Source organism: Syntrophus aciditrophicus SB, from assembly GCF_000013405.1.
Lineage (GTDB): Bacteria > Desulfobacterota > Syntrophia > Syntrophales > Syntrophaceae > Syntrophus > Syntrophus aciditrophicus.
Window position 1 is genome coordinate 3067234 of the sequence record NC_007759.1, and the last position, 24875, is coordinate 3092108.

Sequence of the window (24875 nt, forward strand, 5' to 3'; positions counted from 1 at the left end):
AAAAATCGCTTCCCTTTGATAATTATGCATTTATGGTGTTGCATTATCCCTTGTGGTACTGATATAAGGGGCAGAATAGAATTATTTAATGCATAGTGATATCAATTATTTAAGCTTCCATCGCCTGATTTTTCCGTCCGTTGACGGTGAGAAGGCAAAAGGGGCCGGAACCGCCCCGTCGCGGTCTACCTCTTGAGAAATAGCCGGCGTTCAAACAATGAGGAACAACACGACATGACCCTGCTGAGAAAACAGAAACCCGCGCTCCTGGTTCTGGAAGACGGGTGTGTCTTTCGGGGAGAAGCCTTCGCGGGTGAGGGCGAAGTCCTGGGAGAGGTCGTCTTCAATACCGGGATGACGGGCTACCAGGAGGTTCTGACCGATCCATCCTACAAGGGGCAGATCGTCGCCATGACCTATCCGCTGATCGGCAACTACGGGATCAATCCCGAGGATATGGAAGCAGCGGGAATTTCTCTGGAGGGGTTTATCGTCCGGGAATATTCGGATTTCCCGAGTAACTGGCGATCCCGGCAGAGCCTGAAGACCTTTATGGAATCCCAGGGCAAGCTGGGTGTCGAGGGACTGGACTGCCGCGCCCTGACACGGCGTCTTCGCGTTTCCGGGGCGATGCGCGGCATTCTGACCACGGAAATCCAGGACGTGGAGATTCTGCTCCAGCGGGTGCGGGCATATCCCGGTCTTGTCGGGCAGGACCTGGTCAGGACCGTAACGTGTCAAGAGCCGTACCGATGGGTGCGCGGGAGCGTTCAGCCGGCTGACCGGGACCGGAGGCCGGAGGAAGGCAAGAATCTCCGGGTGGTCGTTCTGGATTGCGGCGTCAAATACAATATCCTGCGCTGTCTGGAGGCGGAAGGCTGCGAGGTGATCGTCGTCCCCGCCTGCTCTTCCGATGAACAGATTCTGTCCTGGTCTCCTGACGGGCTGCTCCTGTCCAACGGTCCGGGCGATCCGGCTGCACTGCCTTATATCGTGGCCACCGTCCGGCAATTGCTGGGGAAAGTTCCGATCTTCGGCATCTGCCTGGGACATCAGATCCTGGGACAGGCTGTCGGCGGCCGCACCGAAAAATTGAAGTTCGGCCATCACGGGATCAATCAACCGGTGAAACACCGCCTGTCGGGCCGGGTGGAAATCACCTCCCAGAATCACGGATTTGTCGTTGTGCCGGAATCCCTTCCCGCGGATCTGGAAAAAACGCATGACAATCTCAATGACGGGACATCGGAAGGAATCGCTTATCCGTCTCTGGGGGCGTTCAGCGTCCAGTATCACCCCGAAGCGGCGCCGGGGCCGCAGGATGCATCCTATCTTTTCAAACAGTTTGTAAAACTAATCACATCAGAGAAGGGAAACAAGCTTAGGACCCCTTCCTGAGACATGAGAGGCTTATCTTGATTCTTATTATTGATTTCGGTTCTCAATACAACCAGCTGATCGCCCGGCGCGTGCGGGAGCTGGAGGTGTACTGCCAGATTGAACCCCCGGAAATTGCGCTGGAAACGATCAAGGCTCTGCAGCCGGAAGGGATTATTCTCTCCGGAGGTCCGGCGAGCATCTACGAACCCAAAAGTCCGAAGGTGGACAAGGGGATTTTCGACTTGAACATCCCGATCCTGGGCATCTGTTACGGCCTGCAGTACATGGTTGACTCCCTGGGTGGCAAAGTGATCCGGTCGGCAAAGCGGGAATACGGGTTTGCCCAGCTCCACATTGTTCGGGAGGGAAAGGGAATCTTTGCGGGGGTAACGGAAAACACCCGCTGCTGGATGAGTCATGGCGATACGATCGACCAGTTGCCCGCAGGCTTCGCGATCACGGCCTCTACGGCCAATACCCCCGCCGCGGCGATGGAAGATCCGGTTCGGCGGCTTTACGGCCTGCAGTTCCACCCCGAAGTGGTTCATACGCCGGAAGGGAAAAAGATGCTGGAAAATTTCCTCTTTTCCGTCTGCGGCTGCCGGAAGAGCTGGACCATGGCGTCCTTCATCCGGGATTCCGTGGAAGAGATCCGGTCAACCGTTGGAGACCGGAAGGTCGTCCTTGGTCTGAGCGGCGGCGTGGATTCTTCCGTGGCGGCGCTGCTTCTTCATCAGGCCATCGGCAATCAGTTGACCTGTGTTTTTGTCGATAACGGCCTCCTGCGGCAGGGAGAGGCGGAAAAGGTCCGATCGCTCTTCAAACAGCATTTTCACATGAATGTCCGCTTCGCCCGGGCCAAGGCCCAGTTTCTCGATGCCCTGAAAGGCATCGTGGATCCTGAACGGAAGCGCAAGATCATTGGCCGAGTCTTTGTCGAAGTCTTTGATCAGGAAGCGCGAAAAATCCGGGATGTGGATTATCTGGCACAGGGGACCCTCTATCCCGACGTGATCGAATCCCGTTCCGCCTTCGGCGGTCCAAGTGCGGTGATCAAGTCCCACCATAACGTGGGCGGACTCCCCCGGCGGATGAAACTGAAGCTGATCGAGCCGCTGAAACACCTTTTCAAGGATGAGGTGCGCCTCCTCGGCAGGGAGCTGGGACTCTCCGACGACATGATCTGGCGGCACCCCTTCCCCGGCCCCGGTCTGGGCATCCGGATCATCGGCGAGGTGACGGACAAACGGCTGTCCCTCCTCCGCAAGGCCGATGCCATCCTGCTGGAGGAGATCAAGGCCGCCGATTACTATGGCCGGCTCTGGCAGTCATTCGTCGTCCTGCTTCCCCTGAAAAGCGTCGGGATTATGGGCGATCAGCGAACCTATGAACATATCGCGGCCATCCGGGCCGTCACCAGCGATGACGCCATGACGGCGGACTGGGCGCGGCTTCCTCATGATCTGCTGGGAAAGATTGCCAATCGGATCATCAACGAGGTCCGGGGAATCAATCGCGTGGTCTACGATATCAGCTCCAAACCACCCAGCACGATTGAATGGGAATAAAGAAGATATTTTATGCCGAAGCGGAAAGACCTTAAGAAGATCCTGATTATCGGCTCGGGACCGATTATCATCAGCCAGGCATGCGAATTCGACTATTCCGGGACTCAGGCATGCAAGGCCCTGCGGGAAGAAGGGTATTCGGTGGTCCTGATCAACAGCAACCCGGCCACCATCATGACCGACCCGGAAACGGCCGACCGGACCTACATCGAGCCCATTACGCCGGAGGCGGTGGAAAAGATCATCGCCCGGGAGCGGCCCGACGCCCTGCTGTCCACCCTGGGCGGCCAGACCGGGCTGAATACCGCCGTGGCCGTTGCGGAAAGCGGGCTCCTGGAGCGCTACGGAGTGGAGATGATCGGTGCCTCCCTGCCGGTGATTCACAAGGCCGAGGACCGCGAATTGTTTCGCCGGGCCATGGAGAGCATCGGTCTGCGGGTCCCCCGGAGCGGCTTCGCCCGGACGATGGAAGAGGTTCTGACCATTGCGGAGGAAATCGGGTTCCCTGTCATCGTCCGCCCTTCATTCACCCTGGGAGGGACGGGAAGCGGCGTGGCCTATAACCGGGAGGAACTGGTCGAGCAGGCCCGGGCGGGGCTCGAGGCGAGCATGATCCACGAGATCATGCTGGAAGAGTCGGCCCTGGGCTGGAAGGAATACGAACTGGAGGTCATGCGGGACCGGGCGGACAACGTGGTGATTATCTGCTCGATCGAGAACCTCGACCCCATGGGCGTGCACACGGGCGAATCCATCACGGTGGCGCCGGCCCAGACCCTCACGGATGCCGAATACCAGCACATGCGGAACGCGGCCATCGCCATCATGCGGGAAATCGGCGTGGAAACGGGCGGATCGAACGTCCAGTTCGCCGTCCATCCGGAAACGGGAGAGATGATCGTCATTGAGATGAATCCCCGGGTTTCCCGCTCCTCGGCCCTGGCCTCCAAGGCGACGGGCTTCCCCATCGCCCGGATCGCCGCCAAGCTGGCTGTCGGCTATACCCTAGATGAAATCCCCAACGACATCACCCGGGAGACCATGGCGTCCTTTGAACCGACGCTCGATTACTGCGTGGTGAAGATCCCCCGCTGGACGTTCGAAAAGTTCCCGGAAACCGAGGATATACTGACGACTTCCATGAAATCCGTGGGCGAAACGATGGCCATCGGCCGCACGTTCAAGGAAGCCCTCCAGAAGGCGGTGCGCTCCCTGGAGATCGGTCGGTTCGGGATATCCGAAGCCCTGCCGGCTGAGCTTTCCAATCCGGAAGAGCGGCTCAAGGCCAGGCTGATCACCCCCAACTCGCAGAGGCTTTTCTATCTGGCGGCAGCCTTTGAATTCGGGATGAGTCTGGAAGACATCCATCGCCTGACACAAATCGATCCCTGGTTCCTGGATCAGATCCGGCAGATCATCCAGGCGGAAGGGATTTTCAGACAGGAGACGCCGTCGGGAGAAGTCCTTCGAGAAGCGAAACGCTGGGGCTTTTCTGATCGGAGGCTGGGAGAGCTCTGGAACGTTCCGGAAAGTGAAATCCGGAGCCGCCGCTTTTCCGAAAACCTGCTGCCGGTCTACAAGCTGGTCGATACCTGCGCCGCGGAGTTCGAAGCCTACACCCCCTATTATTACTCCACCTATGAGGAAGAAAACGAGGCGCGGCCCTGGGCCAAACCCAAAGTGCTGATTATCGGGGGCGGTCCTAACCGCATCGGTCAGGGCATCGAGTTCGACTATTGCTGCGTTCACGCCTCCTTCGCCCTTCGGGAGGAGGGGTACGAAAGCCTCATGGTGAATTCCAATCCGGAGACGGTAAGCACGGATTATGACACCTCAGACAAGCTCTTTTTTGAACCGGTGACCCTGGAAGATGTCCTGCATATCATCGAGTGTGAAAAACCCGAGGGCGTCATCGTCCAGTTCGGCGGACAGACCCCGTTGAATCTGGCGAAAGGGCTGGAAGCCGCCGGGGCAAAGATTCTCGGCACCTCGCCCGATTCCATCGACCGGGCGGAGGACCGGAAGCGTTTTCAGGAGATCGTCGACAAGCTGTCGTTGAACCAGCCGGTAAACGCGACCGTGACAGATGTGGCCGGAGCCCTGGAAGCGGCGGAGCACATCGGTTATCCCGTGCTGGTCAGACCCTCCTATGTTCTGGGGGGCCGATCCATGGAGATCGTTTACGATGCCGACAGTCTGAGCCAGTTCATGGAGCGGGCCCTGAAGGTCTCTCCCGATCATCCCATCCTTATCGACCAGTTTCTCGAAGATGCCATCGAGGTGGACGTGGACGCCATCAGCGACGGAACGGAGACCGTGGTGGCCGGCATCATGGAGCATATCGAAGAGGCGGGGATTCATTCGGGAGACAGCGCCTGCGTCCTGCCGACGATGAGTTTCTCCGAAGACTTCCTCGGACTCATCGAAAGTCAGACGGAAAGAATCGCCCAGGAGCTCAGGGTCATCGGCCTGATGAATATTCAGTACGCCGTCAAGGAAGGAATCCTCTATGTCCTGGAGGTCAATCCCCGGGCTTCGCGGACCGTGCCTTTTGTCAGCAAGGCGATCGGCGTTCCCCTGGCAAAACTGGCAACCAAGGTTATGCTGGGGCGCTCATTGAAGGAACTGGGATTTACGGAAGCGTTCCGTCCCGCGCACGTGTCGGTCAAGGAGGCTGTTTTTCCCTTCAACCGCTTCCCCAACGCCGAGATTGTCCTGGGGCCGGAAATGAGATCCACGGGAGAAGTAATGGGGATCGATTCCTCCTTCGGTCTGGCCTTTGCCAAATCCCAGATGGCGGTGGGGTTTTCCATCCCGCGGGCGGGACGGGTTTTTATCAGCGTCCACGACATCCACAAGGAAAAGATCACCCCCATTGCCCGGCGTTTCCGGGAAATGGGTTTCGAGATCCTGGCCACGCAGGGAACGGCAGCCTATTTGCGGAAAAACGACATTCCAGTGGAAACAGTCCACAAGGTCAGCGAGGGGCGGCCACACATTGTCGACCGGATCAAAAACGGCGACGTGGCCATTGTCATCAACACGAGTGTGGGCAGAAGGCCGACGCGGGATGCCTACTTCATCCGCCGCAGCGCCCTGACCTGCAACATCCTCTATTCCACGACGATCGCCGGAGCGGGGGCGCTCTGTGAGGCCGTTGCGGCCATGCGCCAGGGGGACTGGGATGTCCAGCCGCTGCAGGCTTATCACTCCAGGTTCTAAAGAAGTTCAGCGTTCAAAGTTGGGACTTCCGGCTGAGAACATGAAACTTTGAACCCGAAACGCTGGAGGATCCAATCAGGGCATAAAAATTCATGGAAACTCAACTATCGGTTATTGAAGACAAACCCCGCGAGGCCTGCGGCGTTTTCGCCGTCTACGGACACCCCGAGGCCGCGAAGCTCACCTTCTTCGGTCTCTTCGCCCTGCAGCACCGGGGACAGGAAAGCGCCGGCATTGCCGCGTCAGACGGATGCATGGTCAGGGCCCATAAAGGAATGGGACTCGCTTCGGAAGTTTTCGGAGAAGAAAATCTGGCCCGCCTTCCCGGCAATCTGGCCATCGGCCATGTCCGCTATTCCACGACCGGTTCCTCCACCCTGTCCAATGCCCAGCCCTTCCTGGTTCATCATGGGGAAGAATATTACGCCCTGGGCCACAACGGCAACCTGATCAACGCCCAGTCGCTGCGCCGGGAGTTGGAGGACTCGGGCTCCATCTTCCAGTCCACCATGGACAGCGAGGTCATCGTTCACCTCATGGCGCCGCATCTGAAGAAAGGCATTGAACCGGCCCTGAAAGCCGCCCTCAAGAGGGTGCAGGGGGCTTACAGCATCGTCATGCTGACGCGGAACTCGGTCATCGCGTTCCGCGATCCCCGGGGGTTCCGCCCGTTGTCGCTTGGCCGTCTCAATGACGGCTGGGTGGTGGCGTCGGAAACCTGCGCCTTTGATCTCGTGGGCGCCCAGTATCTGCGGGATGTCCAGCCGGGGGAGATCGTCATCATCAACGAAGTAGGGTTGCACAGCCTGAAGCCCTTTCCCCGTGTGCCCCACTCCCACTGCATCTTTGAGCTCATCTATTTTGCCCGCCCGGACAGTCAGGTCTTCGGGCAGAACGTCTATCTCTGCCGGAAGCGGTTCGGCCATGCCCTGGCCCGGGAATACAGCCCCGATGTCGATTTCGTCATGCCCTTTCCCGATTCGGGCAACTACGCCGCCCTGGGATATTCGGAGGAAAGCGGCTTCCCCTTCGAGATGGGGATGATCCGCAATCATTATGTAGGACGGACTTTCATTCAGCCGACACAGCCCATGAGGGATTTTGCGGTGCGGGTGAAGCTCAATCCCGTGAAACCTCTCATGGCGGGCAAGAAGATCCTGATCATCGAGGATTCCATCATCCGGGGAACGACCAGCCGCAACCGGGTCCGCTACCTCCGGGAAAACGGGGCCAAGGCCATTCATATGGCGATCAGTTGTCCCCCAACCCGGTTTCCCTGCCCCTATGGAATCGATTTTTCCGCAAAAGGAGAACTCCTTGCCGCCCAGAAAGGTATTGAAGAGGAGATCGCCCGCTTCATCGGACTCGATTCCATCCATTACCTGAGCCTGGAGGGACTGGTCAGGAGCACGGGAGTGAATCAGGAGGCCTTCTGCCTGGCCTGTTACACGGGAAAGTATCCTCTGCAGCCACCGGGAGAAATCCAGAAGCTCTGTTTTGAATAGTGGGACACACCGTATTTTGGAGAGGTGACGATTGGAAATCATTGATTCTCATACCCATTGGGGGCCTTCCGCTGCTCTGGGCATTTCCGTGACCACAGAGGAACTCCTGCGTCAGGCCGGAGAGAGCGGGGTGGGCCGGATCGTAATCTTTCCTTTTCCTTCTCAGGCGCTGGCGGATGAAGGCATTAACAATGAACTCCTGGAAGAAACCCGCCGCGCAGCGAAATTCATTCCCTACTATTACATCCCCGACGATCTGCGGCCCATTCCGCGGAGCAGGGGATTTCGAGGCGGCAAATGGCACTGGACGCATGGAATTTCGGATTGCTCTTCAAACTATGAAGTCCTGAACGACCCGGCGTTGCCGGGATTTCTCGAACAGTCCGAGACCATCGGGCTGCCGCTGATTGTCGAGGAGGAGCTGGAATTTACCAAGACCTTTGTAAAAAAGTCCGGGAAACTGAACGTCATCGTCCCCCACCTGGGCATGCTGGGCGGCAATCCCCTGGATTTCCTCGACACCTTCAAAAGTCATGAGCATGTCTTTTTCGACACGGCCCTGGCCCCTCCCCAAACCATCCGGCGCTTCGTTCAGGAAGTGGGAGCGGAGCGGGTTCTCTTCGGATCGGACATCCCCTTCGGCACAATGAAACTCGAACTGCAGAAGGTCCTGTCCCTTCGCCTCAACGACCGGGAACTGGAAGCCGTCCTGGGCGGCAATCTCCGCCGGCTCACCGGTCTTGCTCCCGCCTGAGAATCTGCAACAACTCCCTGCTCATAAATGTGCCACACAGGCTGAACTTCACCTTTTTTGTATCCAGCCAGAGTTTTAAAATGCTGCCCCCTCAGACTTTTCCCCAAAAATCTGTTTATGGTATCCCTCTGTATTTACTGCTTTATAAACGCTGAAATACGGCAATCATCGTGCCCTCTTCTCTAATGGCATACTCATTGACTTAAACAGAGGAAATTGCCGCAGAGGGCGCGAACAAATCGTAGCGTCCCGTCATTCAAATTGAGGTTTTCAGAAAATTTGAAGAGTCGGTTGTTTGTAAAGGCGGAAAGCGGGGGGAAATCGGAAAACCGCTTTTTTATGACGTGACACTGAAAGATGGAAATCAGGTGGTGAGGAGGCTTTATGAAATTGTTATGGAGAATCAGACAATTATCGGCAATCGGGTTGCTGATTTCAAGTCTGTTGGCCGTTTCCGCTATCCCGCTGTTCGCTGAGGAAGAAAAACCCACGGCGGATCTTTCGGTGTCGGCATTGACCAAGTATGTCTGGCGCGGCCAGGAACTCAGTCGGGACAGCATTGTTCTTCAACCTTCCGCAACAATCGGTTACAGGGACTTTTCCGTCAACCTCTGGGGAAACCTGGATACCAGCCCCTGTCAGGCGGACAAGACTCTCAACGATTCAGACAACTGGACGGAAACAGATATTACATTGGGTTACAACCATGCCTTTGGCCCCGTAACGACCGGTGTGGGTTACATCTATTACGCCTTGTCGGCTCTGCAAACCGGCGGCCGGGACCTGCCTGACTCACAGGAAGTTTATGCCAGTCTGGGTGTGAACGCCCTTTTTTCACCGACTTTGACGGTATACAAGGAAATCAGCCACTACAAACAATGGTATTTTCTGCTGGGGATGTCCCATGCTTTTGCCTTAAACGACAGGGTGACCTTGAAACTGGCGGCAACAGCCAGTTATCTGAAGAGTGGGGATTCCGACGACTATCCCGAGATCGACTCGGATTATCAGCCAACGGGTGATGAATACAACAATTTTCATGATGGGGTATTAAGTATGAGCCTCCCTGTCACCCTGGTGAAGCATCTGACTGTCACACCATCCCTGTCCTATGTTTTTCCTTTATGCGAGGATGCAAAGCATGAAATGAAATACCGGGGTCTCCAGGGAGATGATCCATCGAACAGGGACAGTTCCTATCTCTATGGAGGATTGACCGTGAGTTTTGCCTTTTAATTCTTCGAGATTATAAATGGTTGCGTTTATGCAATTACTCATTTGATCGCTACACGTTTTACAATCTTAAAGGACGGTCTGGATCTCTTTTCCCTGCCGATGGGTTAAATCCAGACCGTCATAAATTTTTTGCGCAGGGTCGCCTCATCCCCATCCGGTTCCCTGGTCATGGCTGTACTGATTAATCGCCGCTCATTTTCCCCGTTAATAATCAGGATCAGCGGCATTATCCTTCTCCCCTTTTGCCCCCACTTATAATTCATAAACTTCCAAGCGCATCTGATGGCAAGGAAATTTTGAACAATTACGAATACTGATTGTTATATTAAGATTCTGGAGTAATAATACGAACCCTTTTTATCATGTATCGGCATTTTTTAAATGCAGCCTGCTGAGAAGTGAAGATGGCAAAGATTGATTCGATAGTCAGAAGACAACTTTCCCGGCGCAGCTTTATGAAAGGCTTGATCGTAGCCGGTCTGGCCGGACTGGATGTGATGCTTCTGGCACAAAACGGCAGACTATACGCGAAAAAGATCGAACCCTTCTGGCTGGAAGTCACCCAGGTTCGATTGAGGCTGCCGCGCTTGCCGAAGTCATTTTCCGGCTTCCGGATGGCGCAGATCAGCGATATGCACGTGGGGGGCTGGATGACCGCCCAACGTGCCGCAGATTACTTCAAGATTGTCATGGACCTTTCACCGGATGCCGTGGCAATGACCGGCGATTTTGTTATGGGCTATGGTCGGGGCCGCAATGTGCCGCAGAAGATCGAAAAACTCGTTCCGGTCCTGGAGGAGATGACCCGACAGATCCCGGTTCTGGGAGTGCTGGGAAATCATGACTACATCTATGGCTCTGCAGCAATTACAAATATGCTTCAGCAGGCAGGGGTCGTCTATTTAAATAATTCGGTTTCAGTCATCCGGCATGGAGATGACGTGCTGCATATCGCCGGTGTTGATGATGTGATGGAAGGAAGGCCCGAACTGGATGATGTGCTGAAGAAGCTGCCATCCTCGGATTGCTCGATTCTGCTGGTTCATGAACCGGATTTTGCGGATAAAAGCTCCTCGACGGGACGATTTGATTTACAGATTTCCGGTCATTCGCATGGCGGGCAGGTGGTTCTGCCTTTTATCGGTCCACCTATTTTGCCGGACATGGCGCATAAATACCCATCAGGGCTCTATCGGGTCGGAAAAATGCTTCTGTACACAAATCGAGGAGCGGGCATGACGCAGCCATATGTGCGGTTTAACTGCCGACCGGAAATTACCGTCTTTACTCTCGAAGCCGCCACCCCCTGATTCATGCACTCATGTATCCCATCCGCCTTGGTTTACGGTTCGGGCGTTCCGCAAGAGGTACTCTCCTTGCGGCTCCATTGTATAATCAACTCGTCTATTGTATGTTCCGGACCTCGGGATTGGGACTCCACCATATATTCATTGTATTCCGCAATGGCCTTGTCTATCCCTTCCAGGTCCTCCCTCAGACTTTCTATTTCTGTCTGCACTTCTTGCTCCGGTTTTCTGTCCGTTTTTTGCTCTGCCCCGACTTGTGCAGCCTTCAAGGCTTTTTCAACCTCGAATTCCCTCCAGCCGCCTTTCCTATCAGCCGGTCGTGTGACTTTGGATTCGCTGACAAGCTGGTGAAGCGTGACGACATCGCCGTTCAGCAGCGCACGGATTTTAACCGCTTCATACATGATGGCCTCCCGGACGTTTGAGGGTGGAAATTCTTCGCCCATTGCCATCCGTTTCGCCTGCTCATAGTCCCTGTTAATGAGTTCCAACGCGCAGCGGACTTCATCATCCATATTCATCGTTGGGAATTCAGTCGATTGCCCGGAGGACTCTGTGGCATCGACCTCAAAGGCTGTTTCGCTCCTCTTAATTTCAGTAATTTTTTCTTCAACGGGTAAGGAAGGAGTGGATGTTTCGGCTTTCTGCGCCCTCTGTTGTTTATCCTTGTTTTCTTTTCGGGACAACCACAAATTAAAAAATGCCACACTCCCCATTGCGTAACAAAATATGATTGATAATGTCCATCCCGGAGTCGGCATGTAGGGCATCAGGATTGCGAACAATACTCCGCCTGTTGCGCCCACTCCAATCAACAAAATTTTCATTTTGTTTCACCTCCTTAACGAGGGATAACAAAGAAAAGAAAATTTTCAGCATTTGATGATCCTATCAAGTCAATGAACATTTCAACGGAATCGTCCACATCCTTTTCGGGACGTTTCACTGGTATAAAATACCTTTTTTTTAATCTCTTTCAAACTATAATTTGTGGTTTTATATGGCGGGTTTTCGCCGGCTGTTCCGCAAAGATCTTTTTTGCTGCAAGCGACGCGATCACGGTTAGAGAATGAACTTCATCAATTATGGCCAGGCCATTTAAATTGTAGAGTAGAAAATTCTCCCTGTTTGCGATACATATAATCATCTGGAAATCATCCCCTGCAAGCATAATTTTATCCCTTGTGCATTTTAAATATCGATTTCGACATGAGATAAACTTTCTGGCTATAAGCTATTAACGAAATCGCATCTTTGCTGTAATATAAAATTCAACCGGCATCGAAAGTCCTTTGCCAGCCATGATTGGCAGGGGGCAGCCCGCGAATGAAAAGATCATGAAGGTGATGAATCTGCCTGCCCTTGCAGATGCGGATCAGGTATTAACAAAAAAGATGTTCCACGTGAAACACGTTAGATAAAAAGAGGATCGTCATGAGAAAAATACTTTTATCATTATTTATAGCCACATTGCTGGCACTTTCTACCCAAGGTTGCTTCCTCGGTGTTGAACCTGGTTCCTACGAATATACCGGGGACACCGGCCAGGAACCGCCACCCATCTTATTTGAGGCGCCGCCGGACGTGATCGTCATGCCTGACACCCGGGATGTTTACGTAGTCCCTGATATCTATATCGACTTGTATTTCTGGAATGGATGGTGGTGGCGTTCATGGGAAGGTCGATGGTATCGATCATTCTATTATGACCGGGGCTGGATTTATTATAGAAGCATACCCGGGTTCTATTTCGACGTGAACCCAGGCTGGAGGATTTATTATAAAAACCGCAACTGGCAGGGACATCGGTGGCTCTATGAAAAGATATCTAATCAGCGGCTTCAGCAGAACTGGAAGAGCTGGCAGAACAATCGTTACTGGGAAAGAGAAAAAACCTGGGGCGTCGAAAACTATCAGCCTCAGATAGAACAGCAGAGGCAGAAAATACGGCTACAGCTACAGCAGGACACCCAAAAACAGCAAAACAGGCAGGAGCAAAACAGGCAGAACAGACCACAAACTCAACGGCAGATACAGCTACAGCAGGACACCCAAAAACAGCAAAACAGGCAGGAGCAAAACAGGCAGAACAGACCACAAACTCAACGGCAGATACAGCTACAGCAGGACACCCAAAAACAGCAAAACAGGCAGGAGCAAAACAGGCAGAACAGACCACAAACTCAACGGCAGATACAGCTACAGCAGGACACCCAAAAACAGCAAAACAGGCAGGAGCAAAACAGGCAGAACAGACCACAAACTCAACGGCAGATACAGCTACAGCAGGACACCCAAAAACAGCAAAACAGGCAGGAGCAAAACAAAATATTTCTAACAATCCCAAGAAATACAGAAATATGATTAACAGAACAGAGTCAACACCCTGAACCGGAACAATACGGAATCATAAATCAGCGACGTAATTTACCAGTTGCCTGCGCTGACCTGAAATGTAACGGCAGGCGCAGGTATGAACACATCCCTGCAGCAGATCAAAGCGATTCTCAGATGGTCTGAAATGTATCGATTTGCGGCCGACAACCGAATGATCGCTACCATCGACCTTCCCATGAACGCCACCACAATCCATTCCAGAAATAAAACCGGAAGAATCCGTAAAATCAAATCACTGCTCCCGGTCTGTCCTGAATCTCAGCCTTTACCATGACCGATTCGACCCCTTGCTTATCGCGTTTGATCTTCACACTTTTGACCTTGAGTCCGGTCTTGCGTTCAAAATCTCTGATGTCCTGGCAAAGCCCCACGCAGAAGCGCCTCTTTTCCTCCGCCAATTCTTCCTTTTTCCATTGCCGCTGAATTATTCCTGCTATCCGCGCTCTTCTGTATGCCTGAACCTCACGCTGCACGGGATGCGCTATCAGAAAATCAAGAATTCTGTCCAAACGATTCATTTACACGTGCACTTTCCCTTTCGCCAGCCCGACACGGCCTTTCCATGAAGGTCACTAACGGGTGACCGACGTTACATTGAAATAATTGTCATTATTCTTTGTATTTGACGATTTAAACGGCTTTATGCATAGATTATTTATTAAAGATACATTAAGAAAATGAAGAGCGTTTCTTATAGTGATTCTTTCACAAAGACACAAGTATTTTGTTCTCGCGGCATTCAAAGGTGCTGAAGTCCTTTCAAAACAGATTTCCTTGCAGGAATATCACATTTTGCAGTCATTATCCCATTGACATAAAAATCCTTTCTGCCTATGTTCCCGTAAAAAATCCCCAGCGCATTCTGTGTCGCCACACTTTTGATGGTATGAATGATGCGTTTGTTATATTGAACAAGCGAATCAGGGAACTTTGAAAGATCTCAGGAAAAGGGCTTTTCATCCTGTATGGCAGCATGAAAATTTTTCGTTAAATCGGGACTGTTCCATTTTTCTTAGTCATAACAAATCTTTGAAAAATTTTATTCAGTACGGATGAACAGGATCGAGACGTAAAGATTGGAGCAGTCAATGAAAAAAAAGACAAACGTTTTGGTACACAAATGTTCCTGTTCAACAAGGTGGGTACATTAATGTTCCAATCAGACCTCTTTCAAATAAACTGAGGAAAACTCCGGCTGAAAAGGCCGCATTAAGATTTAAGAGGTACACCCTACTACAAGGAGAGATTTATGGAGCTTGCAGATATTTTTGGTTCTAACGTATTCAGCGACAAGGTCATGAAAGGACGGCTGCCTAAGGAAGTTTATGATTCGTTGAAGGAAACGATCGAAAAAGACGTGCCGTTAAGGCCCGACATTGCCAATGTCGTTGCCAACGCCATGAAGGATTGGGCGGTCGAGAAAGGGGCGACCCATTATACCCACTGGTTCCAGCCCCTCACCGGAATTACCGGGGAGAAGCACGACTCGTTCCTCTCCCCGGCCGCCGATGGGAGCGGCATTGTTGAATTTTCCGGAAAGCAGCTGATTCAGGGAGAGCCGGACGCGTCATCCTTCCCGAGCGGCGGCCTGCGCACCACTTTCGAAGCAAGAGGCTACACCGCCTGGGACTGTACCTCGCCCGCTTTTCTCAAAGAAGACGAAAGCGGCAACGTCACCCTGACGATTCCCACCGCCTTCTACTCCTATTACGGCGAAGCCCTCGACAAGAAGACCCCCCTGCTGAGGTCCATGAAGGCGGTATCCAAGCAGGCCTTGCGGGTCCTGAAGGCCCTGGGCAATGTCACCGCCGCCCGGGTGATGTCTACCGTGGGTCCCGAGCAGGAGTATTTCCTGGTGGACAGGAAATTCTACCTGGAGCGCCTCGACCTGATGCTGGCGGGGAGAACCATTTTCGGCGCGCCCGCCCCCAAAGGCCAGGAACTGGAGGACCAGTATTTCGGCTGCATCAAGGACAGAGTCTCCGCGTATATGCACGACCTCAACGCCGAGCTGTGGAAAATGGGCATCACCTCCAAAACACAGCACAACGAGGTGGCGCCGACGCAGTACGAAATGGCCCCCCTTTATGACACGACGAACATCGCCGGCGACCATAATCAGCTCGCCATGGAAACCATGCAGAAGGTCGCCCTGCGTCATGACCTGGTGTGCCTGCTCCATGAAAAGCCCTATGCGGGCATTAACGGTTCCGGCAAACACAACAACTGGTCTCTCTCGACCGACGAAGGAGTCAATCTCCTTGATCCAGGCCATACGCCCGGTGAAAATGTCCAGTTCCTCTTATTCCTGAGCGCGCTGATCAAGGCGGTCGACACCCATGCCGACATCCTGAGAGCGACCTGCGCATCCGCAGGCAACGATCACCGTCTCGGCGCCAACGAAGCCCCGCCAGCCATTGTTTCCATCTTTATGGGAAAAGAAGTAACGGAAATCCTGGAGAAGCTTTCCAAAGGCGAGAAGGTTGCCGCGAAGGGAGCCCAGTATATGAAAGTCGGGGTGGATACCCTGCCCGAAATTCCCAAGGACAATACGGATCGCAACCGCACCTCTCCCTTTGCCTTCACGGGAAACAAGTTCGAATTCCGGATGGTGGGCTCGGCGCAGTCCATTGCGGGCGCGAATGTGACCTTGAATACCATCGCCGCCGAGGCCCTCGACGAAATCGCCACCCGTCTCGAAAAAGCCAGAGACAAGAATGCCGAGGCCGCGGCCGTCATCCGGGAAATCTATCAGAAGCACAGCCGCGTGATCTTCAATGGAAACAATTACAGCGAAGAATGGGTCAGGGAGGCGGAAAAACGGGGTCTGCCGAATGTGAGAAACTCCGTCGACGCCCTCAAGGCGTTTGTGACGGACAAGGCCGTTAATCTTTTCGAAAAATATGAGGTCCTGTCCCGCAAGGAGCTGCATTCCCGTTATGAAATTTATATCGATACATACTCGAAACAGATTCATATCGAGGCGCTGGTGGCCATCGACATGGTCAGGAAACAGTTTCTCCCTGCCGCCATGGAATACGGAACGTTTCTGGCCGATTCCCTTTCCAGCTTTCAGTCCGTATCGATTGGCGCTTCCGTCCAGGAAGATCTCCTGAAGAAACTCGGCGCGCTGCTTTCGTCATCCTATAAGAATCTTGCCCGTCTTGAAACGGCCGTTGCGAAGGCTCAAGGGGTTTCCGACTGCGTCAGGCAGGCTGAAGCTTACCGCGACAGGGTGATTCCTGTCATACAATCCCTGCGCGGGGATATCGATGCGATCGAGACGCTTGTTCCCGGGGACATGTGGCCCGTCCCGACTTATGCGGATCTTCTCTTCAAGCTGTAAAACCGGAAAAAACTGCAGAGCAGGAATGCCTCCGATCACGGGAAACCCGGCAGTTCTGCCCTGCAGCGAAAACCTCCTTCGACATTCGAGCAAGCCATCGCCAGACAGCCCTGAAACCGCCCAGCCATTCCAGTTCCGGATCAGGGACGCCATCGCGATGGCAAGGCGGCACATCCATGCCCCATCCCATAACTCCTGGTTCATCCCCTGTTTTGAAACTCGTCGCGCAGAATATCACTGTCCCAGGCGTGGTCATTCATTGCGGGGTTAATCTCCCGGTCGCTGGTCAGCAACTGCTCCTGGTTTTCAATTTCCTCCCTGACACTGTAAATGTAATCGCTCTCATCATGGCGGTGCGGGGCCAGCCTGCAAAGGGCCGCTTCATCATACCGAATGAAATTCTGACCGGAACGCAGGGCGCTGTACCTCCGGAAGCCGAGCTTGACCAGGGCATCGACCCCCAGTCGCACAGAGGTATCCAGGGTTTCCCGGTAAATATCATTGATCCCCATATCGAGTAGATCGCAGGCTTCGGTAGTGTGTTCGGCCCGAGCCATGATCGTGAGGTGAGGAAAGAGATTCCGTGCTTTTTGCATGAGATCGGCATTGATGTCCGGCGTACCGATGGCCGCGACCAGTATCCTGGCCTGGTCGGCTCCTGCAGATTTGAGAATGTCAATGCGCGTGGCGTCCCCATAAAAAACCTTGAACCCCATTTTCCTCAGCAGTTCGACGCGGTCCGAATCGTTGTCGAGAATCGTGGCCTGTACTCCGTTCGCCCTGAGAAATCGTCCGACCGTACTGCCGAAGCCGCCGAAACCGGCGATGATCACCGGGTAATGCAGGTCGATCTCGTCGGCTGTCGTTTCCACTTTTTCTCGAGTGCCGAACCGGGGGAGAAGAACGCGTTCATTGATCAGCAGCAAAAGCGGGGTTGCCGTCATGCTCAGAGTGGTCACCCCCATCATCGTGTCCGTCCATTCAACCGACAGGATGCCAAGCTGACTGATAAAGGAAAAGAGGACAAAGGCGAACTCCCCGACTTGGGCCAGGCTGACGCTGAACAGGAGATTTTGATCGAATGACAGCCGGGCCAGCCTGCCCGTTAGAGCAAGGACGAGGAACTTGACAATAATGACCCCGCAGACGAGAGCCATGATTTTCAGGGGATCGCTTAGAATCAGATTGAAGTTGATCGACGTCCCCACGGAGATGAAAAACAGCCCGAGGAGAATCCCTTTGAATGGCGCGATATCGCTTTCCAGTTCATGACGGTACTCGCTGTGCCAGCACGACGCCGGCCAGGAAGGTCCCCAGGGCGGGGCTGAGCCCGACCAGGCTCATGATGGAAGCCGTAGCAATGACAATGAACAGGGCGGAGGCCGTAAACAGTTCCTGAAGACGGAGCCTGGCGACAAACCGCAAAAAGGGAACGATGAAAAAGCGGCCGGCGGCGATCACCAGGGCAACGGCGCCCAGCAGGGCCAGCGTCTGGGCCCATCCGGGCAGCCCCTCCAGGAGCGTGGCGTGTTCTCCACTCCCGGGCTGGACCGGTGAAAAGGCCAGAAGAGGCAGCGCCGCCAGGATGGGAATGACGGAGATGTCCTGAAAGAGCAGGACTGCGAAAGAGCTTTTCTCGGATTGGGTCTGGGACAGGCCCTTCTCCCGCAGCGTCTGCAGGACGATGGCCGTGGACGACATGGACAGGGCCAGACCGCAGGCCAGGGCTGCGGGCCAGGAAAATCCCAGGATAAGAAACAAAGCGAGAAGAAGAAGTGTCGTCAGACCGATCTGCAATGTTCCCGTCCCCAGGATAAGATGGCGCATCCGCCAGAAATGGGAGGGTTCCAGTTCCAGGCCGATGAGAAAAAGCATCAGCACCACGCCGAATTCGGCAAAATGCATGACATCCTTGCCCTCACCGCCGACAAAGCCGAGGAAAAAGGGGCCGATGATGATGCCCCCGATGAGATAGCCCAGAACCGACCCCATTCCGATCCTCTTGGCAATGGGAACGAAGATGATCGCCGCGGCCAGATAGACCAGGGCATCATTAAGAAAAGTGGAATTCATGACTGTGGCCCCCCGTTTCAGAATCAAGCCAGTCATTCAGGAAAGAAAAAGTCTGCAGGGATTCGACGTCAAAGTCTCCCTGAGACAGCCTGTCCAGAAGCGTGCAATAGCGGAGGGCATGATACTCCAGATCGGCAGCCGTCAGCAGATAGGTGCCCTGAACGGTAAAAGGCGGCAGATAGATCATCCCGCAACGGGCGGCCGTCTGATTAAATGGGAGAAGGAATTCCCCGATCGTAAAGCGGTTGTATCCGCCCGCCGCGTATTCTTTCCGTGTCCCGCCGGAGGTAAGGGCGTTGAAAACCAGTTTTCCCTTCAGGGCATCGCCGCCCCGGCCATGGGCCCACCCATGTTCCAGAACGAGATCGATCCACTGCTTGAGCAGCGCCGGGGCGCTGTACATATAGAAGGGGTGTTGCCAGACCAGAACCCGGTGAGCCGTCAGCAGGGCTTTTTCCCGCTCCTCATCGATATTGAAGTCAGGATAGAGCTCATATAGATCATTGAGCGTCACCGCCGGATTGTCCCGGATAGCCGCCAGCAGGGCTCTGTTTACCCGCGGTTTTTCAAACCGCGGATGGGCGAAGAGGATGAGGATTCGATTCATAGGGCCTATTCCATGTTGATGCTGCTCTGTTTTGAAAGGTTGATTTTTATTAAATATACCATCGCATCCGGATGCACAAGAGCAACATGCCGGGATTTAGCAGAAGAACCATGGCGAAGCTGAAGCAGAATTCCGCCATCCCGCTCAAGCTTCCGTCAAGTCGCCCCCTGTCGATCTGACCTTGACACGCCATGGCCTTTCCCGTACACTCCCGCCATCAAAAAACAAAATATAATCAAGCATTAGTGTCCTGTTAATTTAAAATTCACACCCCTGGGATGAACTGATCATGCGGAAAAACCACCCCTTTAGAAAAGGATCGTCGCCTTACCGGTCATTCTCCAAAAGATGGCCGATGATACCAGCCATCCTGTCGAAGAAATTGTGAACCGCTGCAAACGGAGAAAAAGATCATGAATGAAGACCCTGTGCTGTATGCCGTTGAGAACCATTGTGCCCGAATCACCCTTAACCGGCCGGAGGTAAAGAATGCCTTCAGCCCCGAAATGATCCGGCTTTGGCGCGAATACCTGTCGGAAGCCGGCCGGGATGACCGGGTCCGTGTCGTTGTCGTAACCGGAAAGGGGGACACCTTCTGTTCGGGCGGCGACATCAGGGACATGGCCGAGGGAAAACTCCGTTCCTGGGATATGAAGAACTACGTCTGGGAAGGGGTCCATCGCATCGTCCTGGCCCTGGAAGACCTGGACAAACCGGTGATCGCGTCCATCAACGGCGCGGCCATGGGCGCGGGCCTGGACATGGCGCTCATGTGCGATATGAGAATCTGCTCGGACAAAGCGAAGCTTGCTGAATCCTATATCCTCATGGGCCTTGTTCCGGGGGACGGTGGAGCCTATTTCCTGCCGCGTCTGGTCGGCGTTTCCAAAGCGCTTGAGTTGTTTCTCACAGGGGATCCGATTCGTCCCGAAGAGGCCCTCCGGCTCGGCATGGTGAACCGTGTCGTCCCTCACGACCGTCTTATGGAAGAAACCCTCGCCCTTGCGGAGAAAATAGCGAGCCGGCCGCCGCTGGCCGTCCAGATGATGAAAAGGGCCGTCTATCAGGCACAGACAAGCACGTTGCGATCGCACCTTGACTACATCTCTTCCCAGTTGTCGCTGCTCTCGGAAACGGAAGACCACATCGAGGCGGCAAAGGCCTTTCTGGAGAAACGGCCTCCCCTTTTCAAAGGAAAATAGATGGCAGAACCATTGAAAAACAGGTTCATAAGATACTGGCTTCCCGTCCTTCTCTGGATGGGGATGATCTTCTGGATGTCCACCGGGACGTTTTCCGCGGAACATACCTCCCGTTTCATCGGTCCGCTCCTGCATTTCCTGTTCCCCCGGCTCTCGTCGCAGGATATGGATCTGCTGCATGGATGTATTCGGAAGGCCGGTCATGTCGCCGAGTATTTTATCCTGGGGCTTCTTTTCTTTCGCGCCTTCCGCGGCAACGATCCGCAGGGATGGCGCCTGCGCTGGGCGGTTTGCGCCGTGATCGGGGTGGTGTTCTACGCGCTGGGCGATGAATTTCATCAGTCATGGATTGCTTCGAGGACTTCTTCTCTTGTAGATGTGGGCATCGATTCAATGGGCGGCGTTTTTTCACAGATTGTGATGTTCGCCAGAGTAAAAATATCCAGACCTGTTTCCCTCCAATCAATCGGATCAGGATAACCCCCGGCAAGGCCTGATTCCGCCGCTGTCTTTTAAGGCCGGCTGAATTTTTTGCAGACATGAACTCATTTTGATTGACAAGTTCACCGACCGCCCTCATAATGTTTTAAATAACACCCTTCAGGATCTGCTTATGAAACCAGATTATTTACAGAGTTCGAAGTCTTCCTTGAAGGCATCGATGGATTACCATCTCCGCTGTTCTCTCTGCAAGGAAGCTTCTTCTAAAGAGTGTCGGGATCTTTTTCTGGCAACGGCATTTTCTCTGCGGGATCAGATGACGGAAAAAATCCTCGAAACGGAGCGGAGATATCAGCAGGCAAAAGCCAAGAGAGTCTACTATCTCTCCATGGAATTCCTGATCGGTCGATTGCTTGGCGATGCCCTTCACAATCTCGGTCTTATCGACGTATGTCGGAACGTTCTGGCGGATGCGGGAATCGACATCGAAGAGGTCCAGGAGCAGGAAAACGACGCGGGTCTCGGGAATGGAGGCCTGGGACGTCTGGCGGCCTGCTTTCTCGATTCCATGGCAACGCTTTCCATTGCCGGTTTCGGCTACGGGATCCATTACGAATACGGCCTCTTCAAACAGGAAATCGACAATGGCTACCAGAAGGAAAAACCGGACAACTGGCTGGCGGAATTCAATCCCTGGGAGATCAAGCGCACCGACGAAAAATGCATTGTTCCCATCTACGGCAGGATAGAACACTTCCAGGACCGTGCGGGTGATTACAACCCCATGTGGCTCGACTGGAAGGTGATCATGGGCATTCCCTTCGATACTCCCGTTGTCGGCTACGGGGGGAAGACGGTAAACTGGCTGCGCCTCTATGGGGCGGGATCTTCCACGGATTTTGACATCCAGATCTTCAATGAAGGTGACTACTTCCGGGCGGTGGAACAGAAGGTCGCTTCCGAAACGATCACCAAAATGCTTTATCCTCTGGACACCCTGAAATCAGGCAAGGAGCTCCGCCTGGTGCAGGAATACTTTCTGGTGGCCTGCTCCCTGAGGGACATTGTCCGCCGTTATCTCAAGGATCACGAGAATTTTGATCGTTTTCCCCATGCCGTAGCCATTCAGATGAACGATACCCATCCATCCCTGGCGGTAGCGGAACTGATGAGGCTTCTCGTGGATGAATACGCCCTTCCCTGGGATCATGCCTGGGAGTTGACACAGAAAACTCTGGCTTATACCAACCACACGATCCTTTCCGAAGCTCTGGAGAAGTGGCCGGTCAGCCTTCTGGAGCAGGTTATCCCCCGTCATCTCCAGATCATTTATGAAATCAATGCGCGCTTTCTCCAGAAGGTGACTTATCTTCATCCCGGCAATGTAGATCTTCTCCGGCGGATGTCTCTCATCGAGGAGGGAGAAAACAAGCAGGTCCGCATGGCCCATCTGGCCATGGTCGGCTCTCATTCAATCAACGGGGTCTCCGCTCTCCATACGGACATCCTGAAAAAAAATAATTTCGCCGACTTCCATGCGATGTGGCCGGACCGTTTCGTCAACATCACCAACGGCATCACCCAGCGACGCTGGCTTCTCAAGGCCAATCCGCAACTTGCGCAACTGATCAGCAAAACGATCGGAGATGCCTGGATAACCGATCTTTCCCAGCTCAAAAGACTGGAACCGTACGCCGATGAACCGGCCTTCCAGAAGGAGTTCCGCAAAATCAAGCTGGCCAACAAGGAGCGTCTGGGTGGAACGATATCCAGGACTGCCTGGATTACCGTAAATCCCGAATCGCTCTTCGATGTTCATGTCAAAAGGATTCATGAATACAAGCGCCAGCTGCTGAAGGTCATGCATATCATCTACGAGTATCTGCGGATTATCCGGGGAGAAAAAAAGCACACCGTCGCCAGAACCTTTATTTTTGCCGGGAAGGCCGCACCCGGATACTGGGTGGCAAAGCAGATGATCAAGCTGATTCACAACGTGGGTCAGGTCATCAATTCGGATAAAAGGGTGCAGGACGCCCTGAAGATCGTCTTTCTTCCCGATTACCGTGTCTCGCTGGCGGAGAAGATCATCCCGGCCGCGGATCTGAGCGAGCAGATTTCCATGGCCGGAACGGAGGCTTCCGGAACGGGGAACATGAAGTTCATGTTGAACGGCGCCCTGACGGCAGGAACCCTGGACGGCGCCAATGTGGAAATGCTCGAGGAAGTCGGAGCGGAAAACATCTTCATATTCGGGTTGAAAGCAGAGGAGATCGCGGAGATGGAACGGAAATCTTCCTACCGCCCGACGGAATATTATCACCGCCACCCGGAAATCCGACTGGTCATCGACGCCTTCCGCGACAATGTATTCTCCCCTTCTGAACCGGGACTGTTTCAGTGGATTTATCATCGGTTCATGAACGAAGAAGACTACTACTTCCATCTGCCGGATTTTATATCGTACATCCGGGTTCAGGAAAAGATAGAGAAGGAATACCGGAATACCGCCTCCTGGACAAAGAAAGCCATTCTGAACATTGCCCGTTCCGGAAAATTCTCCAGTGACAGAGCCGTTTCCGAGTACGCTGGACTCATCTGGAATACAGAATCCGTCAAGGAAGGGTAATGAAGGAAAAAATCCTGATCATTGATGATTCCCCGGACATCCGGGCATTGCTCGCCCGCTTCCTCAGGAAGGCCGGCTATGACATTGCGGAAGCTCACGATGGCGAGGACGGTCTGAGGCAGGTGAAAGCATGGAAACCGGATCTGATTCTCCTGGATATCGTCATGCCCGGCATTGACGGCTATCAGGTCTGCCGGAGCATCAAGGGCGATTCCTGCTCCAGAGACATCCCCGTCATTTTTCTTTCTGCGCGGTCTGAGGCGGCTGACAAGATCAAAGGTCTGGCAATCGGTGGTGCGGATTACATTACCAAGCCTTTTGACCGGGGAGAAGTGATGGCCCGCATCGAAAATCAGTTTAAGATCCGCCATCTGACCTACGAGCTGATCCTCGCCAACGCTGAACTGACGGAAAAACAGAAACGTCTGGATGAGGATCTCCAGGCGGCTGCCGGAATCCAGCGAAGTCTTTTGCCACAGAAAATTCCTCAGATAGAGGGATTGGATATCGCGTGGAAGTTTATGCCCTCCGAACAGATCGGCGGCGACATTTTCAACGTGCTCCGTCTCGATGAGGACCACATCGGATTTTACATGATCGACATCAGCGGCCATGGAGTGCCTGCGGCCCTCGTGACGTTTTCCGTATCCCAGGCACTCCAGCCCCATATGGGCTATACCATCAGGAAAATACCCGGGTCCGTGGCCTGTCCCGACTACGAAATCGTGCCTCCGCAGGAGGTTCTGAAGGCCTTGGATGGAGAATACCCCTGGGATCGTTTCGAAAAGTTTCTGACGATCATCTACCTGATCGTCAATCTCCGCGAAGGAAGTCTCGTTTACAGTAACGCCGCTCATCCACCGCCTCTTCTTCTCCATCAAGACGGAGCATTCAAGCTGCTTGACAAAGGGGGCACCATCATCGGTCTGGATGGAATCCTGCCCTTTGAAGAGGGAGAGGAGACGGTTCGGGAAGGAGACAAGATCCTGCTCTATACCGATGGGGTGTTTGAATTTACAAATGAAGAAGGGGAAATTTTCGGAGAGAAACGGTTTTATGACGTTGTGAAAAGTCTGATCCAAAAGCCGATCAGCGCGATTCTGGATGAGATCGTTGCCGCAATTCAGAATTATGTCAAGGGAGCAAACCTTCAGGATGATGTAAGTCTCCTGGGCATTGAATTCAAGAAGAGGAAAATAAACACCTGA

20 protein-coding genes and 1 pseudogene are annotated in these 24875 nt (G+C 53.7%); 13 read left to right on the forward strand and 8 right to left on the reverse strand.

Features of this window, described 5'->3' with window-relative positions; all coding sequences use genetic code 11:
- The first annotated feature begins 234 nt into the window (after positions 1–234).
- The 6 genes from carA (at position 235) to SYN_RS15560 (ending at position 9665) form a co-directional block, all read left to right on the forward strand.
- Complete coding sequence (gene carA, locus SYN_RS14335; RefSeq protein ID WP_041585169.1) at positions 235–1398, forward strand: glutamine-hydrolyzing carbamoyl-phosphate synthase small subunit; 1164 nt, start codon at positions 235–237, stop codon at positions 1396–1398.
- 17 nt (positions 1399–1415) lie between these two features.
- Positions 1416–2948: a glutamine-hydrolyzing GMP synthase gene (gene guaA / locus SYN_RS14340; protein WP_011418946.1), complete on the forward strand. Its 1533-nt coding sequence runs from the start codon at positions 1416–1418 to the stop codon at positions 2946–2948.
- Between the two features lie 12 nt (positions 2949–2960).
- Entirely contained in the window at positions 2961–6170 is a 3210-nt protein-coding gene (gene carB / locus SYN_RS14345; RefSeq protein ID WP_011418947.1) for a carbamoyl-phosphate synthase large subunit, read from the forward strand.
- Positions 6171–6262: 92 nt separating this feature from the next.
- Positions 6263–7675, forward strand: coding sequence for an amidophosphoribosyltransferase (gene purF, locus SYN_RS14350; RefSeq protein WP_011418948.1), 1413 nt, complete (start codon positions 6263–6265; stop codon positions 7673–7675).
- Positions 7676–7706: 31 nt separating this feature from the next.
- Positions 7707–8429 carry an amidohydrolase family protein gene (locus SYN_RS14355; RefSeq protein WP_011418949.1) on the forward strand — a complete coding sequence of 241 codons (723 nt, stop codon included), beginning with the start codon at positions 7707–7709 and terminating at the stop codon, positions 8427–8429.
- 384 nt (positions 8430–8813) lie between these two features.
- The gene (locus tag SYN_RS15560) at positions 8814–9665 is read left to right on the forward strand and encodes a hypothetical protein (protein WP_011418951.1); all 852 of its coding nucleotides are present in this window, start codon (positions 8814–8816) and stop codon (positions 9663–9665) included.
- Positions 9666–9769: 104 nt separating this feature from the next.
- Here the strand turns inward: SYN_RS15560 and SYN_RS16855 are convergent, their stop codons facing one another.
- Positions 9770–9892 carry a hypothetical protein gene (locus SYN_RS16855; protein WP_258165142.1) on the reverse strand — a complete coding sequence of 41 codons (123 nt, stop codon included), beginning with the start codon at positions 9890–9892 and terminating at the stop codon, positions 9770–9772.
- Positions 9893–10069: 177 nt separating this feature from the next.
- Between SYN_RS16855 and SYN_RS14365 the strand changes: the two genes are divergently transcribed.
- Positions 10070–10975 (forward strand): metallophosphoesterase, encoded by a 906-nt coding sequence (locus tag SYN_RS14365; RefSeq protein WP_148202600.1) that lies wholly within the window; start codon positions 10070–10072, stop codon positions 10973–10975.
- A 32-nt stretch (positions 10976–11007) separates the two neighbouring features.
- On the opposite strand, the gene SYN_RS14370 is transcribed toward SYN_RS14365, so the two are convergent.
- Entirely contained in the window at positions 11008–11799 is a 792-nt protein-coding gene (locus SYN_RS14370) for a hypothetical protein (RefSeq protein WP_011418954.1), read from the reverse strand.
- Between the two features lie 149 nt (positions 11800–11948).
- Entirely contained in the window at positions 11949–12143 is a 195-nt protein-coding gene (locus tag SYN_RS14375; RefSeq protein WP_011418955.1) for a hypothetical protein, read from the reverse strand.
- Between the two features lie 263 nt (positions 12144–12406).
- Here SYN_RS14375 and SYN_RS15565 point away from each other — a divergent pair, with 263 nt between their 5' ends.
- A complete protein-coding gene (locus tag SYN_RS15565) occupies positions 12407–13336 on the forward strand; it encodes a hypothetical protein (RefSeq protein ID WP_011418956.1) in 930 nt (309 codons plus the stop codon).
- Positions 13337–13596: 260 nt separating this feature from the next.
- On the opposite strand, the gene SYN_RS14390 is transcribed toward SYN_RS15565, so the two are convergent.
- Complete coding sequence (locus SYN_RS14390) at positions 13597–13887, reverse strand: hypothetical protein (protein WP_011418957.1); 291 nt, start codon at positions 13885–13887, stop codon at positions 13597–13599.
- A gap of 731 nt (positions 13888–14618) precedes the next feature.
- Between SYN_RS14390 and SYN_RS14395 the strand changes: the two genes are divergently transcribed.
- On the forward strand, positions 14619–16715 hold the full coding sequence (locus SYN_RS14395) for a glutamine synthetase III (RefSeq protein ID WP_011418958.1): 2097 nt from the start codon (positions 14619–14621) through the stop codon (positions 16713–16715).
- Here the strand turns inward: SYN_RS14395 and SYN_RS14400 are convergent.
- The 4 genes and pseudogenes from SYN_RS14400 to SYN_RS14410 all read right to left on the reverse strand — a co-directional run bounded on the left by SYN_RS14400 (position 16705) and on the right by SYN_RS14410 (position 19395).
- Entirely contained in the window at positions 16705–16893 is a 189-nt protein-coding gene (locus SYN_RS14400) for a hypothetical protein (protein ID WP_148202601.1), read from the reverse strand. The genes SYN_RS14395 and SYN_RS14400 overlap by 11 nt on opposite strands.
- Positions 16894–16915: 22 nt before the next feature.
- Entirely contained in the window at positions 16916–17683 is a 768-nt protein-coding gene (locus tag SYN_RS16860) for an NAD-binding protein (protein WP_353740325.1), read from the reverse strand.
- A gap of 15 nt (positions 17684–17698) precedes the next feature.
- A pseudogene (locus SYN_RS16865) lies at positions 17699–18824 on the reverse strand (monovalent cation:proton antiporter-2 (CPA2) family protein); the annotation flags it as partial.
- Positions 18769–19395: an NAD(P)H-dependent oxidoreductase gene (locus tag SYN_RS14410; RefSeq protein ID WP_011418962.1), complete on the reverse strand. Its 627-nt coding sequence runs from the start codon at positions 19393–19395 to the stop codon at positions 18769–18771. The gene SYN_RS14410 and the pseudogene SYN_RS16865, both read right to left, overlap by 56 nt.
- Before the next feature lie 413 nt (positions 19396–19808).
- Between SYN_RS14410 and SYN_RS14415 the strand changes: the two genes are divergently transcribed.
- From SYN_RS14415 to SYN_RS14430, 4 genes are all read left to right on the forward strand, one after another.
- Positions 19809–20597, forward strand: coding sequence for an enoyl-CoA hydratase/isomerase family protein (locus tag SYN_RS14415; protein WP_011418964.1), 789 nt, complete (start codon positions 19809–19811; stop codon positions 20595–20597).
- Positions 20598–21077 carry a VanZ family protein gene (locus SYN_RS15570; RefSeq protein ID WP_011418965.1) on the forward strand — a complete coding sequence of 160 codons (480 nt, stop codon included), beginning with the start codon at positions 20598–20600 and terminating at the stop codon, positions 21075–21077. It abuts the gene before it with no gap.
- 133 nt (positions 21078–21210) lie between these two features.
- A complete protein-coding gene (locus SYN_RS14425; protein ID WP_041585809.1) occupies positions 21211–23667 on the forward strand; it encodes a glycogen/starch/alpha-glucan phosphorylase in 2457 nt (818 codons plus the stop codon).
- Positions 23667–24875 (forward strand): PP2C family protein-serine/threonine phosphatase, encoded by a 1209-nt coding sequence (locus tag SYN_RS14430; RefSeq protein ID WP_011418967.1) that lies wholly within the window; start codon positions 23667–23669, stop codon positions 24873–24875. The genes SYN_RS14425 and SYN_RS14430 overlap by 1 nt, the downstream gene beginning before the upstream one ends.